Here is a 16,515-nt window from a genome sequence, read left to right on the forward strand (position 1 = left end):
CTTTGCCTTTTTCCCTGCACCAGGGGGACGCGCTGAGCGTCCTCGCCACCTTGCCGGAGGACTGCGTCGACTCCGTGATCACCGACCCGCCGTACAACTCCGGTGGCCGGACGGCGAAGGAGCGCACGACGCGTTCCGCGAAGCAGAAGTACACCTCCGCCGACGCCCAACACACCCTGCCGGACTTCACCGGCGAGAACATGGACCAACGCTCTTACGGGTTCTGGCTGACGCAGATCATGACCGAGGCCCACCGGCTGACGAAGAGTGGCGGGACGGCGCTTCTGTTCACCGACTGGCGCCAGCTCCCCGTCACCACCGATGCGATCCAGGCGGCCGGCTGGCTGTGGCGCGGGGTGCTGGTCTGGCACAAGCCCCAGGCCAGACCGCAAAAGGGCCGCTTCACCCAGAACTGCGAGTTCATCGTCTGGGCCTCGAAGGGGCCGATCGACGCCGCCCGCAACCCGGTCTACCTCCCCGGCCTCTACAGCGCCTCGCAGCCCTCCGGCGCGAAACGGCAGCACATCACGCAGAAGCCCGTAGAGGTCATGCGCGAGCTGGTGAAGATCTGCCCCGAGAAGGGCACGGTGCTCGACTTCTGCGCCGGCTCCGGCTCCACCGGTGTCGCCTCCCTGCTCGAAGGCCGCGACTTCATCGGCGTGGAGAAGACCGAGACCTACGCGTCCGTCGCCGCAGACCGGCTCACCGACACCGTCCGCCAGACCCTCGGTCAGGACGACGTCGTCCTCGCTGTCTGACACCCATCGGCATTCCGCCGGACTTCGATCCGCGCATGTCGCTTTTGGTTCCTCATTTCCACGCCCCATAGGAGATCACTCTATTCATGTCTGAATCTGTAGATCCTGCGGCCGGCGGTGAGTTGGACCCTGTCCGTGTTCCGGACACTGAATTGGAGGGAGTTGAGGCAAGTGTCCGGCGGCTTATGGAGCGCTCGGCGCAGCAGGCCCGACAACTCGACCACCTCGACTCCGCTCCTGATGGTGGTGCGTCGCCGTTCGCGGCGTTCGGTCTGCCGGGATTCAACGGGCAGGGTCCGGCTCCCGCGCCGGAGCCGCGTCCGATTCTGGAGCTGGAGGGCGAGGAGTACGAGGACGAACTCGACGGTCTCGGCGACTGGGTGGACGACTTCCTGCTCCCCGTCTACGGGGCTGAGGTCACGACGGCGGCGCCGTGGTGCGCGCGGTGGCAGGAGCACGACGGTGTCGTTGCCTGGCTTCACGCCCTGTGGCTGGCGTACCAGCAGCACAAGGACCCGGAGGCGGGTCTGGCCGGCATGTTCGTGTGGCACCGCGACTTCCTCATCCACGCCATGGCCGCTGTGCGGGCGCCGGGTGGCCCGTTGTCGGCGTGCATGACCTCCCCGGACCGGCCCACGCACCGTCTGCTGCCTGGCCCGCCACCCTCGGCCCGCACAGAGAAGACGACCGCGACCGATCCGGCGCCGGGCACGCCAGACGAGCACGATGAGCCGGTGTCGTGAGGGCGGGTCAGCAGCCGGCGTTCGGGCTGAGCTTCGACCCGCGCGCCCTGACCGACCTGTTGCAGGCACCGGTCGACATCCGTGATCTGGCGCTCGCCCAGCTCCAGGACGTTGTCAACGCGGACCTGTTCGGCCGCAAGCTGACCGGCGACCTGTCCGGGTACCGCAAACTGGCTGTCGACTACCGCAACCAGTGGCGCCTCGTCTACGCGCTGCGCCCCGCACCACCGGCGGCGGCGCACCGCATGGAAATTCACGTCGTGGCGGTGAGGCCGCGTGCCGGTAACGACGTCTACGACGAGGTCGGACGCCGTCTGGGGATGGCCCGCCGACCGTTGAGCGCCCGCACGCACGCGGTCCGCTCCCGCTCTTCGCAGCTGTTGGCCCGCCGACCGGTCCCCGAGCCGGGCCCGCCGCCCCATGTGGCATCGCGGCTGTCGCAGCCCGCCTCGTACCACCCCACCCGTTGACGACCAGGAGTTTGCCCGTCCATGCCCTCTGATTCCGAACCGACACGGCGTGTGGTTTCTCCGCTCGAACACCGCATTGAGGCTGTCACCGGCCATGACATCGACACCCTGTGGAGTCTTCGCGATCGCGGTGTCCTCGACGAGCCTTAGTCCGTTCTGGTCGACCGGCACCGCGAGCTGGCCGGGGCGGAGACCAGGTTGATCTTCTGCCGCACCCTCCTCCACCGCCTGGCCGGCGGCGAGTTCCCCGTCGACACCGCGCTGTTCGAGAGCATCGACCGCACGGTGGACCAGCTGGAGGAGGCCGACGATACCCGCGACGCCGCAGCCCGGCGCGTGATGACCGCCCTGGAACCGATCGAGACCGCCGCCGATGCGTCGGCCGGCGGGGTCACGGCGGCCCACCATGCGGCGCTGCTCGCCCTCGCCGGCGCCACGCTCCGCCTGCATGTGCTGATCGGCCAGGTGTCGGTGACCACCGCCTCCGGCACCCGGATCCCCCTGGGCGAACTGCAGCACCTCGAAGAAGCAGGACACGTCTCATACGACACTCGGCATGCCGCTCACGCCGGCCAGCCGGTCGCGCTAACCGGCGCCGGCCGCACGGCGCTGGCAGCCGCCCGCCGTCCGGCCACGACCCAGGCGCCTGACAGCAGCGGGCCGGCCCGCAGCCGGGACATCCACATCGGCGCCACGGCGCTGACCTGCGCCCCGATTCCTCCTGTCGAAAGGCTCTATGACCATCTCCGCCGATTTTCCCGAACCTGAAGAACGGTGGTGGGCCCGCCCCTCATTCGACCTCCGGCTCGACGGCTACGACGCACACGAGCAGAGAGCCGAGGCGTTCTTCCACCACATCGGCCTGTATCAGCAGGACTTCGTCCCGCTCGCCGAGCACCACACCCCCGATGACGTGCACAGCTTCTTCGTGCTGCACGACGCCTCAGCCACCTGGGGCCACCCCGGTGCTACGCAATACATCGGCCTCCACCTGCAACGGGAGGTGGAGAAGCGGACGTTCGACTTTGAGCAGGCGACGCTGCCGCTTCCCGCGATGGTCCAGTCCTGGCTCATCCACCGCGGCTGCCCGCCGGAGACCATCGGCCTCAACCCCCAACTGGGCCCACCTGCGGCCGACGACGCGACACGCGCTCTGGAAGCGCGGCTCATGGGCGACGGGGACCACTACGCCTGCGGGTACTCCTACACCCGCGACGACCCGGGCGACCCGGTCACCGTGGTCGCCCTGCGCGCTCTGAACAACCCGACTGGGTCCGAGTACCGGGTCCTGGTCGAGGAGGTCGACACCCAGGCGTGGACCCACACCCTGCGCGAGGGCGGGTTCGACACGGTCGAAGAGGCCCTCGGATGGTGCCGCGACCGGCTCGGCGGCACGGCCGGCCCCCTGCCGCCCGTCACCCCCGCTGCGGCACGAGCCCGCCCGGCGACGGCGCCGAAAGGGCCTGTCAAGCGCCCGCCCGGCCGCTCCCGCTGAACCCGAAAAGGGGGCCGGCGCGGCGCAATATAGCCGACGATCGCCGGTTGGTCAAACCGGCCATTCTCCGGACTCTTATACGGCCGCCGGAACACCAGTCCCGGCCACTTACGACTCCCTTTCCCTTTTCCTGCACGGAGGTTTATTTCCGCATGCGTTCAACCCGAATCGCGATATCCGCCGCACTTCTCGGAGTGCTCGCTCTGCCGGTCGCGTCCGCGACGGCGGCAACAGCCGCCCCGGCGTCCGCCCCGAGCACTGCCCTGGCGTCCGTGTCCAGCACTGCGCTGGCCGAGCGGCCGTGTGAGCGGCCCGGTCCGTGGGTCATCGGCATGAAGGCCGTGACCATCCGGTCCAAGGCGACCACCAAGTCCACCGCCGTCGGCGTGCTGTACAAGGGCCACAAGTTCACCGTCCACAAGAGCAGCGGGAACTGGCACTACATCACCGACCGGACGACCGGAGTCAAGGGCTGGGTGTCCGGCACCTACCTCTACCGCGACGTCCGCATCTGCCTCGACTGACAGAACCTCTCGGCGGTAACTCGCGGCTGAAGCAGCGGAGTTAACCGCGCTTCCCTCAATTCCCTTCTCGTAAAGCAACCGGGGCGCTGTGCCTTCCGCAGAGGAGTTCTCCTTGTCCGACGACGACATATCCGACGACGCAGAGGATGTCGTGGGCGTGCTCACCGCGCAGATAGAAAAGCGCTTCGCCATGGGAATCGGCCAGCTGAAAAGCGAGGTCTCCCTGGCACCGGCGGCCGATCCCGAAGCCACCGACCTCGTCAAATGGCACAGTCTCCTCGTCGCGTCCCAGACGGCGCTCGACCAGGCGGAAGACGCTCTCCTCGCCACGCTGGAGACCCAGCCCAGTGAGGTCGACGACCCGACGATGGACCTGGCCCACCGCGTCAACACCTCCGTCACCGCACGGGACGGGCGCGCCCTGGTCGTGCGGTGGCTGCTCGACCCGGACGCACCGGGGAAGAAGGACCCCGCCGCCGGGCAGCGCGCCCGTGCCCGCCGTGGCCCGGCCGTTCCCACCAGCGCTCCGGCACCCGGCCCGGCGCAGGTACCCGCGCCACCGGCGGGACGGGGGATGACACGGTGAACCAAAGACCCAGCAGCGCTGACAACGGCCTCGCCGAGATCTTCGGCGCCCCGGTCGCCGACCTGTACGAGACGGCTGCCGTCTCCCCGGGTGCCGCAGCGCTGACGCGGGCGCTGGACCTGAGGTCGTTCCTCGCCCTGGCCGAGGAACAGGTCGCCCGGGTGCGCGACCGCGTACACGAGACCATGGCACCGGGCCGCGACATGAATGAACTGTCCGCGGACGAGCTGCGGTTCGACGCACAGTGGCTGGCCGCCGCGCTCGACGCCCGCGACGGCTACCTCACCGCGCTCGGGCAGCTGCTGCGCACCATGCCTCCGCAGACCGCTCCAGTCCCCTCGCGGCCGGTGCAGTTCGCCCAGCCGCAGATCACCACCACCCTGCCCCCTACGGCTGCCCCGGCACCACCGCGTGCCGGGGCGGCCCCGGAGCACCGACCGTGAAAGCCCCCGAGTGCCCGACTTCACCTCGACCGAGATAGCCGGGCGGATCGAGGACCTGTACGGCGCCCCGCTCACCGACCTGATCGCCCATGCGCAGGACCGTCCGCCCGGGATGCTCGCCGCCCTGCTCGGCATGCATCACGAACTCGCCCTGGCCGAGCGGAGCATCAGTTTCCACCGCGACCGCCTCGTCCGGCTCGTCCACCCCGAACGGCCGATCGGCGGGCACGAGATGTCACACGTTCTCGACTGTGCCCGCCGGCTCGCGGAAGCGGTCGCCGTCCGCGACGCCCAGCGCAGGACGACGGCCGACGTGCTGCGGAGCCTGCACCGCGTGCCCGCCCCGCAGGACCAGGACCCCGCCCGAACGCCCGTCCCCGTGAACCCTGTTCGCGCTCCGGCCACTCCCGCTTCCCACACGCGCTGACACCACCCCCAGGAGTTCTCCCTTGGCCACCCACGATCTCCCCCATGACACCACCGACACCGACATCGCCCGGGTCACCGAAGTCCTCGGCATGATCACTCCGCGATGGAACGTGCGGATCCTGCTGGCCCTCTCCGGTCGGCCGCAGCGCTACAGCGAGATCGCGGACAACATGAGCTGGCTGCCGAACAGCCAGCTCCACCTCAAGCTGCGGGCTTTGTGTGACGCCGGCCTCGTGGAGCGCACTGCGCACAATTCGCGTCACGTCACCTACGGCCACACCGACCGCGCAAAGGCACTGCTCCCGGTCCTGCCGCTGATCGTCACCTGGGCCGAAGAGCATCTGGAGCAACCGGACCGGCCGCTGTCGGCGATCGAGCAGATCGAGGACAGCCTCACCCTCCTCACCCGGCGCCACGCCGCCGCGATCCTGTGGGCGCTGAAAATCCGGCAGGAGGCCAGCGGCCGTGCCCTGGCCAGGATCGTGCTGCCCGGCAGCGGCTTGAGCGGTGTGTATCCGCCGTTGCGGCAGCTCGTCGCCGATGGTCTGGTCTGCACCGACGGCCCGGGACATTCCTACCGCCTGTCCCGCGCGGGCAACGCGCTGGGAACCGTCTTCGGGACCCTCTCGGCGTGGGCTGCGGGACAGCCCTTCTCCCAGGCTGCGGCACACCCGGTCTGGGGGCACCAGGATGCCACGCCTGCCCCAACGGGTTGGGTCAGCAACCCCGCCCGGATACCCGCACCGGCACCGGTCAAGGCCGGCCACAGCACCCCTTCGACGTGGGCGCGCGGCGAGCTGTTCTCCCACGCTGCCCCAGTCGGCCCCAGGCCGGCTCTGGCGGCGGGAGGTCCGCGCCGATGAACACCCCGCCGCTCACCGACATACGCCGAGCCGTCACGGCGCTGTCCGAACCCGCGCTCATCCGTCTGATCACCGAGATCGACGACAACGGGCCCATCCCGCCCCGGAGCATGGGCCGCATCTTCCCGGACTTCACTCCCCAGCAGATCCGGCATGCCACCGAACAGGCCCACGCCCTCGGCCTGATCCACACCCGTCTGGGTGGCGGGCTCGGACTGACCGAGTCCGGCGTCCTGCTGGCGGAGGTCTACGACGTCACCGCCCGCTGGGCCCGACGGCACGCCTACCCGGCCCCGACGGGGGACTTCGCCGGCCGTATCCGCCACACCTTCGCCCTGCTGACCGAACCGCGGGTCCACGCTGCCCTCACCGCCGAGCCTTTCCCGCGCCGTACGGGCGCCGGCACACCGGAGTCGGAGGCTGTCGAGCCTGGACTGGCGGGGCCGTGGCGGCTGCTGATGCAGTGGATGCGGGCCAACCCGGCGGCGACCGGGTTCGCGGCGGGCGAGCTTGCCGCGTGAGACCCCCCGCCAGGGCGCGGCACGAGCGCCGTCCGGTACCTGGTCTTGTGTGGGGTGTCTATCTGCCCCGGGCCGCGGATGCGGGCGCGTTCAGCCTGGCCACGTACGGGATCCCGATGCTGGTGCTGGCCACCACGGGCTCGGCCGTCTGGACCGGGCTGGCGTTCGCGATGGAGTGGATCCCGCGCCTGGCGGTCGTCACGTTCGCCGGGACGCTCGTCGACCGCCACGGCCCCGCACGTGTCTTTCGACTCGCCTGCATACTCCGTGCCCTGGTCGTGCTCGCCGTTGCGGTCGTTCTTCCTGTGCAGAGCGGCGGCACGGAGGTGACGGCCATGGTGCTCGCCGCTGCGAGTGGGGGGTTGAACCAATTCTCCTACGTTGCCGCCGAGACCACAGGCGCGGACGTCAGCCGCCGGGCCGGGAGCAGGGCGCACCGTGTGCAGTCGGTATTGCTCGGGGTGGACCAGACCGCGCTTCTGGCCGGTCCCGCACTCGCCGGACTCCTGGTCCAGTGGACCGGTTCCACCGGACTGCTCACCATGTGCGCCACCTTCTCCCTGCTCGCAGCGGTGTTGACGCCGCGACAGCTCGCGCCACGCAAAACGAGCAGCCCCGCAGATGCGGTGCCCGCGCCGGGTCTTCGGACCGGGTGGACCGTACTGCGGAGGCGTCCCGCGCTGGCGTGGCTGGTGGGTGGGTTGGCCGTGTCGAACCTGTCGGTCGGCGTGCTCCAAGCGGCGACCCCGGTGATCGTCGTGCGGCAACTGGGGTATTCCACCGGTTCGGTCGGGCTCATCTGGTCTGCCGCCGCCGTCGCGTCCCTGCTCGTCGTCGCCGCCTGCCGTGCGGCGATCAGCCGGTGGGGCCTGTGGCCGGTAGGGGCCGTGTCCGCGACAGTCGCCGCCGGCGCCTGCCTCGCCGTCGCCCAGGCCACCACGTACAGCGCGTATCTCGTCCTGGTGGCAGTACTCATGGCCGGTGAGGGCGGCCTGACGATGGTGCTGCGCACCCTGCGCTCCCACCTCATCCCCGCCCAGGTGTTCGGCGCGACGCTCGCCCTGACCATTCTGCTGCTCCTGGCCCCGTTCCCCCTCGCCGGCCTCCTCGTCGCCGCCGTACCCCCTGACCGGCTCGGCCACGCACTCGGGGTCTGCGCCGTCGTCCAGGCCCTGGCGCTCACGGTCACCTTCGCCCGCGTGCGGACCCTGCCCGGCTTGCGCCCCACGCGCCTCTGACCCGCCTCACGCACTGGAGAACTGCCCCATGCCCGTGAGGACACAGCAGGACCTGCCCGGTCTCGGCCCACTCGCATACGGACGTAAACCATCCACGCTCGCGGAGCAGTTCGCCGACTTCGACCGCGAACACCCGGGGGTGTATGCGGCGCTGGAGCGGCTTGTGTCCCAGCGGCTCGCCTCCGGCGCGCGCTGGGTCGGGATGAAGGCGCTGTTCGAGACCCTTCGCTGGCGCCATCCGTACGGGATGAAGGGGCTCAACAACAACTACACCGCCTTCTACGCAGGGCAGCTCCTCGCCGCCCACCCCGAGTGGACCCCGGTGATCGAGCTGCGCCGCAGGTGAACCCCGTAGCCCCGCATTCCGAACCGCCTGTCAGCGTTGTCCGTCTCCTTCTTCCCTTGTCTCCTTGGAGCTGTTCCTTGCCCTCTCGTTCCACTGTTCTCGTCGTCGCCCCTGCGGACGAGGCTCTGCGCGGGTACTGCCTCGATTCTGTGGCCGCCGCCTACGACATCGTGCTGATCACCCACAGCGCTCCGACGTGGGAGCGCCGCTGTATCCGTGATGTTGAGATCGCCGACCCTGCCGACGAGACGGCGCTGCTGGCGGCCGGGCGGGCCCTGGCCGCCCGGCACACGCTGCAGGGTGTGGTGACGTGGTCGGAGTGGGACCTGGTGAACGTGGCCCGGCTCGCCGAGCACCTGGGCCTGCGCACGAACACTCCGCAGGTGATGCTCGACTGCCGGAACAAGGCCGCGCAACGAACCTTGTTCGCCCGTCACCGGGTGCCGTCGGCGAAGGCGATGACCGCGCACACCCTGCTGGAGGCAGCGCTGGCGGCGGAGACGATCGGCTATCCGGTGGTGCTGAAACCCGCTGCGTACGCGGCGAGTATCGGCGTCAGCCGCGCCGCCGGGGCCGAAGACCTCCCCGGCGCGTTCGACTTCGCCCGGGAGGGCGCCGACCGCAGTCGCGAATCGCACGCGGTGCTGGTCGAGGAGTACCTGCACGGCCCGGAGATATCGGTCGAGTGCGTCACCCACCGCGGTACGACCCGCGCGGTTGCTGTCACCCGCAAAACCCTCGGTCCCGCACCGTACTTCGAGGAGATCGCCCACTCGGTCGACGCCAACGACACGCTGCTCGTACAGGTCGGGCCGGTCGCCGCCGCGGCGGTGCGGGCGCTGGGCCTGACCGACGGCATCCAGCACGTCGAGATGCGCCTCACCGATGCGGGGCCGCGTCTTATCGAGGTCAACGCGCGGATCGCCGGCGACCTCATCGGCCAGCTTGTCCACCTCGCCACCGGCGTCGACCTGGCCCGTGCCGCCGCCGACATCGCCTGCGGCACTACCCCCGACCTCACCCGCACCCCCCGTACGGCGGCCGGTATCCGCCTGCTCTACCCAAACGGGTCCGGCACACTCACCGCCCGCCAGTTCACGGACGGGTTCGCGGCCCATACGCCGTGGCTGCGGCAGGTGCACTGGCTGCGCGAGGTGGGCGACACCGTCACCCTGCCGCCGCACGGGTCTATGTACTCCGCCCGTGTCGGATTCTTCACCGTCACCGGCACCAGCACCCGACAGGTCGAGCAGCGCACCCGCCTCGCACTCGATCAGCTCACCCTCACCACCACCCCGCTCACACAACGCTCGACACCCCGGCGCCCGCACCTTCCGGAAGCAGGAACCCGTGCCTGATCTTGATTCCTTCGGGCCGGACGACCCGGTCCTCGTTTCACCGCGCCATCTCGCCAGCCTAGGGCTCGAACAGCCGCCGCTCGCTGCGGCGATGGTCTGCTCGAGCCTGAAGAACGCGGGCTGGACCACCTACGCACCGCACGACCGGCGACCGATGCTCTGTGCGAGCCCCTGCCAGCTGGTCCGCGCCGCCCACACGCCCAACTCGACGGACGGAGGCTGGCAGAGGCCTTCTACGAGGATGCACTGGCCGCGCCCTGGTGGACCGCATCCTGGAGCGCCGAGACACCGGCCGAGCTGCTCACCGACTTCCACCACACCCTCGCCAAGGTAATGCCACCGGATCCCTCAACTCCCTGACCAGTGCCACCGCCGTCTATCTGCCGCTGCTCAACGCCCGCTGGAGCCACACCGTCGACGAACGCGGCAAGCGGACGTTCACCTCTCCCGACCGTCTCGCCGCGGTGACCGGCCACCGTCGGCCTCACAACGGGGCACTCGCCTGGAGCCTGAGCGTTTTTCCCGACACGACCGGTATCTGCCGGTGGAGCGCCCAGTTCAGCAAGCACGTGCCCCATGCCCTGGTCGTCGCTTTCACAAACTCCCTGGCCGACACGACGCCGGTATACCGCAGGGCCGGCACGCTGCCCAAGGACCTTCGCTCGTACCTGGTGACCGAGCCCGTACCCGCGTCGGGCCGGTCCGAAGCCGTGGTGACGGCTTCCGTAAGTCCGCCCGCCGGCCCTGGCCAGAGCGCCGACCGCCGCCTCTGACCACCGCGCCAACCCTGGACATCTATGCGCCAACCTGAAACGCCACAACCCTCCGAGACCGAACTCGACGGGGATGTGTTCGTCTCCCCGCGTCATCTCGCCGCCGCCACCGCGACCGGCGACCCCGGTCTCGCATCCCTGCTGGCGCTCGGCTGGGAGCTGCGGTACGACGACCTCGCTAACGTGTACGTCATCGCACCTGACCGGAAAGTCCGCCTTGGCTACCTGCCCGAGGGAGAAGACGACGGACTGTGGCGCATCAACGCCTACAACGACCTCTTCGCGCCGCCGGTATGGGGAGTGTGCTTCAGCGACTCCAGTCCGACCGAGTTCGTCACGGCCTTCACCACCACCCTCGCTAAGGCGTACGAGCAGGGGTCGGGCGCCTACCTCGCGCCGCCCGACCTCGGCCACGCGGGCCGTGACCCGTTCCTCGCGGTCGTACCGCTCATCGACCGCGGCTGGCAGTTCGAGTACCCCCGCTGGAACGTCTTCGCCATCCGCTCGCCCGACAAGCTGGCCTGCCTGGAATTCACCACCGGCAATCTCGACCCCGAAGCGGAGCTGACGACCCGCGACGCCCGCTGGCACCTGTGTGCAGGGGAGTCCGTCGACCGCCCCGCCTGGTACGCCACCGCCAGCACTGACACACCCATGCCCCTGCTCACCGCGGTCACCGAGTGCGTCTCGGACCCGGCGCCGCTGCCCCGCTGGCGGGAGGCGACCTTCAGCCACGTCCGTGGCCTGGCCCGTCTCACCCCGATCGTCCCGCCTCGCCCTCCGGCTCCGACGCCGCTCGATGTCCGGCGCGCCGCTTCCCGCCGCCCGGCCGCCCTGCCCGTGTCGAGCATTCCGCGCTGGAGTACCACCAGCCGCCCGGTCCTGCCCGACGCACGCCGCTGAACCCGTACGCCGAACCCTTGAGGGAGAGAGCCTCTTGCCCCTGCATACACAGCAGTTCTTCGACGATGTCCTTCAACTTCTCTTCGACGGAACGGTCGTGGGGGATGCCTTTTACGCACCTTCGACACTGGCTCACCGCTGAGGCTCAGGATCGACTTCGCCTCCACCATCACGCACGGCGAGTACGGCGGACTGCGCCTGGCGGTGGTCCACGCCGAGCAGGGTGCGATCGGCACGACGATCCTGTCCTTCGCCGATCACCACACGTTCGCCCGCCGCGACGCCCGGCTTGACATCGCACCCGGTGGAAGCGGGTACAGCACCTTCCGGGACTGGCATACCCAGCGCAGCGACCCTCCGTGGAAGGGCGCGGACGGCGCCGAGCTGAGGCAGGTGATCGAGCAGTACGCCGAGGTTTGGTTCCCCGGCAGCACCGGGCGACCACCGGTTCCTGGCCGGGTCGTGGGACCCGCCGCCCACACGCTCCCCGTCCCGCCCCGCGCCGGTGGCCGGACCCACTGAGCGCAATTCGTCATCTCCGTGACGCCGTGGGCTGTGGCCCTCGTGTCCGTTCCGCAGGAGCCCTTTCGTGTCGCCCGACCTTTTGAAGAATCTCGATCCCGCCCAGACGGTGCAGGTTCTTCCCCGCCACCTGGCCGGCCCCGGACTCACGGATCCCCGTACGGTCTGGCCCTTCCCCTTCGACGAGGACTGGACACTGCACCAGTCCGAGAACGGGGTGGCCTTCGCCGTCAGCCCCTGCCTACGGCTTTGGACTCATCTCCACCCCGAACCAGGCACGTCTGGCCCGGGGACGTGGACCATCGCCGCGAGCCGCGTCGCGTTCGGCCCGAGAACCTGGCAGATCACCTTCGACGCCACCAACCCCGTCGAGCTGCTGCACGGCGTCCACGCCGAGCTGCTCGACCTCTACCTCGAAGACCTGCACAGCGACCGGGACCATCTGTACGCGCCCGGGGACACGACACCGGCGGCCTATGAGGCGTATGCGCCGCTGTTCGCCCAGGGCTGGGGCCACAGCGTCAGGACTGACGGCACGCAGACCTTCACCTGCTGGGACGGACTCGCCGGAATACGGCACCGCTACGCGAGCACCGGTTCCGACGTGCCCGAGTGGCGTGCCTGGGGCGGATATCTCAGCGAGCCGCTCTGGCAGACACGCTTCTCCATCGGCACACCCACCGCGCTCGTCGCCGCTTTTACCGCCTCGCTGATCTCCACCGAGCCCGTCGACCGCACGGTGACGGACATCCCGTCACAGTTCCGCCGCCAGCTCTACCTCACGACACCGGTGCCCAAGCCGGCCCCGAGCACACCGCCCGCCGGCCCACCGCCCTCACCGGGCGTGGGCCGGATCCGCTGACCCTCGCCACCCACCCAAAGCCTCTTCAGGAGTTCGTACTTGCTCACCCGCCCCCTCGCACCATCTCTCGCGGCAGCCGCCGTCGCCGCCGTGACCGGCACTCTGCTCTGGGCCCCGGTCGCATCCGCCCAGACCCCCGAACCCACTCCGTCCACATCCGCGCCCACCAGGGACACACCGACCGAGGCAGAGACCGGTGGTGTCCGGATCCTCAAGAAGGACCCCGGCGGCGATGTCATGTCAGGGGCCGCGTTCGCCCTCCTCGACACCACGGGAAACGAGGCAGGGCGGGGCACGACCAACGCGGTCGGTGGGCTCGCCTTCGACGACCTGGCCCCCGGTGTCTACCGGCTGAAGGAAACGTCCTCCGGCAGCCCGCTGCACGGCACCGTGCCCGACCGGGACGTCGTCATCACCCCCGGCATCACCACCCCGGTGACGGTCATCGACCCGTTCAAGCCCGCGACCGTCGTCCTGAAGACCAAGGACGACAAGACCGGCCGGCTCCTGGCCGGCTCCACGGTCAACATCGGCACCGGCACCACCACCCTCCTCACCCTCACCACCAAGGCCAACGGCACCGCCACCGCACCCCTCCCCGTCAACGCCCGTACCGGTCAGGACTTCTGGGTCCGGCAGACCAAAGCACCGGCCGGCTACGACCTCTACAAACCCTCACGGAGCTTCACCGCGAAACCCGGTGACCCGGTCACTGTGACCGTCACCAACGCCAAGACCAGCACCGGTTCCGGCACATCACCGGCCCCCGACCCCTCCGACACACCCGCCCCCGGCGAACCCGACGACAACGAGAACACGCCCACCCCGCCCGGCTCGCACCCCGACGGCGACACCACCGCCCCGGTCACGGGCAACCCCGAGCCCAGCAGCACGCTTCCCTCGCCCGGGGCTGAAGGCGCACTCGCCCACACTGGCGCGAACGCCACCCCGTGGCTTGTCGGTGGAGGCGGACTGCTGCTCGCCACCGGCGTAGCCGCAGTTGCCGTCGCATGTCGTCGTCGTACGGACAACGCCGGCGAAGAAACCAGCCCCACGGAGGGCTGACCGACCCATCTCAACTACGCACCTGCCCCCGGAGTCCACGCGACTCCGGGGGCTTCCGCATGCTCGTTGATCGGCACGGATGGGCAGTTCCTCGACGGGCGGTCCTAGCTGCTGCCCAGTCCCAGTGCGGGTACGAGAATCGCTGCGGCGTCGCACAGCTCGCAGGCGCGAGCGCCGGGCCGTTCGAGAGCGTCGAGGGCTTCCAGAGTAGTGAGCTCGCTCGCGAGCGGGGGAGCGTTCCGGCACGCCATGTCATGAACAGTGCTCTGCCCTGGACGTTCACCCGGCCCCACCGTCCACCCCGAAGCACCGGCCGGGGGCTTCGCGGGGAGCTTGTAAGTCACGACGGTGGACAGGTCCACGCCGCTGATCGGCCGGAGCTGGTCGGCGGTGACCCACACCGAATACTCGGCGGCCTCGACGCCCGCCTGGGTCGTCACCCAGGCCGGCACACCGATGAGATAGCGTCATCGTGAACGTTCCGCAGCCTCCTGCCTCTCGTACAGCCGGACCCGGACCTTCTCGTATCGGGCAGCACGAGCATGATCTCGGCATGGCGCCCGGCACGATGATCCGCAGCCCCGCCGCTCACCTACAGCCTTCCGGACTCCAGCTCCCGGGCCCGGCCGCGCAGAGCGACCCGGTCGGCAGGACCGGATGCCGGCGTCGACCCGTACGGATGCCACCAGATCTGCGCGGCAGCCTGATCAGCCGCCGCCGCAGCACCGTCGTACCTCCGCGACGTTTGGGTTCCGCGAGCGCCAGGTAGGCGCGGTCCCAGGCCCGCTGCGCGGCAACTAGATCATCAGGAATATGAGCACCGTCCATACCTGCATTGCATTAGATCACCTGTTCGAATAGTCTCGCTGCGTGGTTTGCCTGACGAGCGGCTAGGTAGCGGATTCGGCCTTCTCGGCATCGTGCAGGCGGTCGGAGGAGACAGATGTCGTGACCACCGTCGTCGGCATCTTGTGCCCGCTCTGGCGCCTGCGGCCGGATTCCTCTACGCGGCGGGTGGAACTTGCTGTCCCTGGCGGGCGCCGGAGGTGTCGCTGCGGGCCGGGCGGAGGGCCTCCGGGGGTGATCCCTCCGGCTTGCCCCGGCATGGTGCGGGCGGCAGGCTGGAAGACGGGGGGATCGCGGCCAGCCGTCCGCCTGGCCTTCCGTCGCGGGCCGGGCGGACGTGTCCCCCCTAGCGGGACCTCAAGCGTTGAGGAGTGCCATGTCGATGACTGATGCTTCGCACGTGATGGAGACACGCTGCTCGGTAGCCGTCTTCCGGGGGGAGAGCCTGCTGCTGGTGCGTAGTGAGGACTACGGCCGGGAGGTGTGGAAGCTGCCCGGAGGTCATGTTCGGCCCGATGAGGGCCTGATCGCCTGTGCCCGCCGTGAGCTGCGGGAGGAGACGGGGCTGCTCGTCGGTGAGTTGCACTGTGCGTTCGTCCTGGACGTCCATGACCGGGAGACCGGACGCTATCTGGTCGAGATCGTACTCATGCCCTCCGACCCGGTGACGGGTGAGCCGAAGGAGTGCGAGGCGGGGCGCGAACCCGTTTTCGTTGCGATGGACCGGCTGCGCCGGCTGCCGCTGCAACCACCGGAGCGCATCTGTTCGGCCTGCGCGATCTTCATCAGCGCGAGATCACCGGCGAGGAACCGTCACCCGACTATGCGCACGTAGGGCGGATCGGCCCGGACTCCGCGCAGGTGACGTGAGCCGGTTGCGGCGTTGCACCGCGTCGTCGGCCGTCCCTGCTACGGACCCCTGGCATCGGGTGGGACGTGGTCGCCGGTGGGTGCTCACGCTGAACACCCGGGCCATCACCGCCAGCGTGCTGCGCTAGGTGCGCCCGGCCATCGAGCGCGCGGTGTCCCTGGTCGGGGTGGCCGAACCGTACGGACGTGACCTGCGGCTCGTGCCATCGGCCGATCCGGACGCTGGCTGGCCCCGTGCCGTGGACAGCCGCACCGCTGTCCCTCGGAGACGTTCAGACGCTGCGAGCGATCGTGGTCCATGCCTGCCTCCTGGTGACCGCGGCGGTCAGCGGAATGCGGTCGAGCGAATTGCTCGAACTCGACTCCGCCTCCTGTCTGCCACCGACCGAACTGCCCGGTGGCCGGACCCGCTTCGTACTGTCCGGCCGGCTGGTCAAGCACCGCGATGAACGCCGGTCGGTCACCGAGCATTGGACGGTGATCGAGGAGGCGTACCGGGCCGTCGAGCTCGCCGCACAGCTCACCGGCCCGAGCCACTCCGCCTTCCACAAGACCGTGATCAGCCACGCCGTCCGGCAGTTCCGGACGTGGGTGAACGGCCCCACCGGGCAGCGCCTCGGGCTCGTCCCGATTCCTGACGGCCCGGTGAACGGGCGGATGCTGCGCCGCACGCTGGCCCTCGCGCTCGCGCACCGGCCCGGCGGGGTGCTGGCGGCCAAGATCCATCTTAAGCACGTCTCGGTCGTCACCACGGAGGGGTACGCCGACCCTCGGGAATTGCATCAGATGAGCGAGAAGTCGCAGGTCGCCTGCTCGCGGATAGAGCCTGACGGACTCCGACACTACTACGACCTGACGTCCTGACCAGGCATGTTGCCAACATTATCCCGTCTGATGCAT

At 69.8% G+C, this 16,515-nt stretch carries 22 protein-coding genes; 21 read left to right on the forward strand and 1 reads right to left on the reverse strand.

The window, feature by feature from the left end; all coding sequences use genetic code 11:
• The first annotated feature begins 2 nt into the window (after positions 1 to 2).
• From ACFWU9_RS17730 to ACFWU9_RS17820, 19 genes are all read left to right on the forward strand, one after another.
• Positions 3 to 758, forward strand: a complete 756-nt coding sequence (locus ACFWU9_RS17730; RefSeq protein ID WP_384319258.1) for a DNA-methyltransferase — start codon at positions 3 to 5, stop codon at positions 756 to 758.
• Between the two features lie 185 nt (positions 759 to 943).
• A complete protein-coding gene (locus tag ACFWU9_RS17735) occupies positions 944 to 1,501 on the forward strand; it encodes a DUF4913 domain-containing protein (protein WP_384319260.1) in 558 nt (185 codons plus the stop codon).
• Positions 1,498 to 1,971 (forward strand): hypothetical protein, encoded by a 474-nt coding sequence (locus ACFWU9_RS17740; RefSeq protein WP_384319262.1) that lies wholly within the window; start codon positions 1,498 to 1,500, stop codon positions 1,969 to 1,971. The genes ACFWU9_RS17735 and ACFWU9_RS17740 overlap by 4 nt, the downstream gene beginning before the upstream one ends.
• Before the next feature lie 198 nt (positions 1,972 to 2,169).
• A complete protein-coding gene (locus ACFWU9_RS17745) occupies positions 2,170 to 2,739 on the forward strand; it encodes a hypothetical protein (protein ID WP_384319264.1) in 570 nt (189 codons plus the stop codon).
• A complete protein-coding gene (locus ACFWU9_RS17750) occupies positions 2,708 to 3,466 on the forward strand; it encodes a hypothetical protein (RefSeq protein WP_384319265.1) in 759 nt (252 codons plus the stop codon). Before ACFWU9_RS17745 ends, ACFWU9_RS17750 begins: the two co-directional genes overlap by 32 nt.
• A gap of 152 nt (positions 3,467 to 3,618) precedes the next feature.
• Entirely contained in the window at positions 3,619 to 3,990 is a 372-nt protein-coding gene (locus ACFWU9_RS17755; protein WP_384319267.1) for an SH3 domain-containing protein, read from the forward strand.
• Between the two features lie 112 nt (positions 3,991 to 4,102).
• The gene (locus ACFWU9_RS17760) at positions 4,103 to 4,576 is read left to right on the forward strand and encodes a hypothetical protein (RefSeq protein ID WP_384319269.1); all 474 of its coding nucleotides are present in this window, start codon (positions 4,103 to 4,105) and stop codon (positions 4,574 to 4,576) included.
• A complete protein-coding gene (locus tag ACFWU9_RS17765; protein ID WP_384319271.1) occupies positions 4,573 to 5,019 on the forward strand; it encodes a hypothetical protein in 447 nt (148 codons plus the stop codon). The genes ACFWU9_RS17760 and ACFWU9_RS17765 overlap by 4 nt, the downstream gene beginning before the upstream one ends.
• 10 nt (positions 5,020 to 5,029) lie before the next feature.
• On the forward strand, positions 5,030 to 5,446 hold the full coding sequence (locus ACFWU9_RS17770; RefSeq protein ID WP_384319273.1) for a hypothetical protein: 417 nt from the start codon (positions 5,030 to 5,032) through the stop codon (positions 5,444 to 5,446).
• Positions 5,447 to 5,468: 22 nt separating this feature from the next.
• Positions 5,469 to 6,311 (forward strand): winged helix-turn-helix transcriptional regulator, encoded by an 843-nt coding sequence (locus tag ACFWU9_RS17775; RefSeq protein ID WP_384319274.1) that lies wholly within the window; start codon positions 5,469 to 5,471, stop codon positions 6,309 to 6,311.
• Positions 6,308 to 6,832, forward strand: coding sequence for a hypothetical protein (locus ACFWU9_RS17780; protein WP_384319277.1), 525 nt, complete (start codon positions 6,308 to 6,310; stop codon positions 6,830 to 6,832). The genes ACFWU9_RS17775 and ACFWU9_RS17780 overlap by 4 nt, the downstream gene beginning before the upstream one ends.
• Positions 6,829 to 8,070, forward strand: a complete 1,242-nt coding sequence (locus tag ACFWU9_RS17785) for an MFS transporter (RefSeq protein ID WP_384319279.1) — start codon at positions 6,829 to 6,831, stop codon at positions 8,068 to 8,070. Before ACFWU9_RS17780 ends, ACFWU9_RS17785 begins: the two co-directional genes overlap by 4 nt.
• 28 nt (positions 8,071 to 8,098) lie before the next feature.
• Entirely contained in the window at positions 8,099 to 8,416 is a 318-nt protein-coding gene (locus ACFWU9_RS17790) for a hypothetical protein (RefSeq protein ID WP_384319281.1), read from the forward strand.
• Between the two features lie 77 nt (positions 8,417 to 8,493).
• Positions 8,494 to 9,774 carry an acetyl-CoA carboxylase biotin carboxylase subunit family protein gene (locus ACFWU9_RS17795; RefSeq protein WP_384319283.1) on the forward strand — a complete coding sequence of 427 codons (1,281 nt, stop codon included), beginning with the start codon at positions 8,494 to 8,496 and terminating at the stop codon, positions 9,772 to 9,774.
• 260 nt (positions 9,775 to 10,034) lie between these two features.
• Positions 10,035 to 10,547 carry a DUF317 domain-containing protein gene (locus ACFWU9_RS17800; RefSeq protein WP_384319285.1) on the forward strand — a complete coding sequence of 171 codons (513 nt, stop codon included), beginning with the start codon at positions 10,035 to 10,037 and terminating at the stop codon, positions 10,545 to 10,547.
• Positions 10,548 to 10,571: 24 nt separating this feature from the next.
• Complete coding sequence (locus ACFWU9_RS17805) at positions 10,572 to 11,450, forward strand: DUF317 domain-containing protein (protein WP_384319287.1); 879 nt, start codon at positions 10,572 to 10,574, stop codon at positions 11,448 to 11,450.
• Positions 11,451 to 11,654: 204 nt separating this feature from the next.
• A complete protein-coding gene (locus ACFWU9_RS17810) occupies positions 11,655 to 11,972 on the forward strand; it encodes a hypothetical protein (RefSeq protein WP_384319289.1) in 318 nt (105 codons plus the stop codon).
• 67 nt (positions 11,973 to 12,039) lie between these two features.
• Positions 12,040 to 12,834: a DUF317 domain-containing protein gene (locus tag ACFWU9_RS17815; RefSeq protein ID WP_384319291.1), complete on the forward strand. Its 795-nt coding sequence runs from the start codon at positions 12,040 to 12,042 to the stop codon at positions 12,832 to 12,834.
• 39 nt (positions 12,835 to 12,873) lie between these two features.
• On the forward strand, positions 12,874 to 13,899 hold the full coding sequence (locus ACFWU9_RS17820) for a SpaA isopeptide-forming pilin-related protein (RefSeq protein WP_384319293.1): 1,026 nt from the start codon (positions 12,874 to 12,876) through the stop codon (positions 13,897 to 13,899).
• Positions 13,900 to 14,003: 104 nt separating this feature from the next.
• Here the strand turns inward: ACFWU9_RS17820 and ACFWU9_RS17825 are convergent, their stop codons facing one another.
• Positions 14,004 to 14,351, reverse strand: a complete 348-nt coding sequence (locus ACFWU9_RS17825; protein WP_384319295.1) for a DUF6233 domain-containing protein — start codon at positions 14,349 to 14,351, stop codon at positions 14,004 to 14,006.
• Between the two features lie 776 nt (positions 14,352 to 15,127).
• Between ACFWU9_RS17825 and ACFWU9_RS17830 the strand changes: the two genes are divergently transcribed.
• Together ACFWU9_RS17830 and ACFWU9_RS17835 are read left to right on the forward strand one after the other, a co-directional pair.
• A complete protein-coding gene (locus tag ACFWU9_RS17830) occupies positions 15,128 to 15,580 on the forward strand; it encodes an NUDIX hydrolase (protein ID WP_384319297.1) in 453 nt (150 codons plus the stop codon).
• Positions 15,581 to 15,849: 269 nt separating this feature from the next.
• Positions 15,850 to 16,479 carry a hypothetical protein gene (locus ACFWU9_RS17835; RefSeq protein WP_384319299.1) on the forward strand — a complete coding sequence of 210 codons (630 nt, stop codon included), beginning with the start codon at positions 15,850 to 15,852 and terminating at the stop codon, positions 16,477 to 16,479.
• Positions 16,480 to 16,515: the final 36 nt, after the last annotated feature.

It is taken from the genome of Streptomyces sp. NPDC058653, from assembly GCF_042716895.1.
Classification (GTDB): domain Bacteria; phylum Actinomycetota; class Actinomycetes; order Streptomycetales; family Streptomycetaceae; genus Streptomyces.

Excerpts from the sequence above, each read along its gene's own strand:
- ACFWU9_RS17735 (WP_384319260.1), top strand. The coding sequence starts at position 944 with ATGGAGCGCTCGGCGCAGCAGGCCCGACAACTCGACCACCTCGACTCC.
- ACFWU9_RS17750 (WP_384319265.1), top strand. The coding sequence starts at position 2,708 with ATGACCATCTCCGCCGATTTTCCCGAACCTGAAGAACGGTGGTGGGCC.
- ACFWU9_RS17755 (WP_384319267.1), top strand. The coding sequence starts at position 3,619 with ATGCGTTCAACCCGAATCGCGATATCCGCCGCACTTCTCGGAGTGCTC.
- ACFWU9_RS17780 (WP_384319277.1), top strand. The coding sequence starts at position 6,308 with ATGAACACCCCGCCGCTCACCGACATACGCCGAGCCGTCACGGCGCTG.
- ACFWU9_RS17790 (WP_384319281.1), top strand. The coding sequence starts at position 8,099 with ATGCCCGTGAGGACACAGCAGGACCTGCCCGGTCTCGGCCCACTCGCA.
- ACFWU9_RS17805 (WP_384319287.1), top strand. The coding sequence starts at position 10,572 with ATGCGCCAACCTGAAACGCCACAACCCTCCGAGACCGAACTCGACGGG.
- ACFWU9_RS17830 (WP_384319297.1), top strand. The coding sequence starts at position 15,128 with ATGACTGATGCTTCGCACGTGATGGAGACACGCTGCTCGGTAGCCGTC.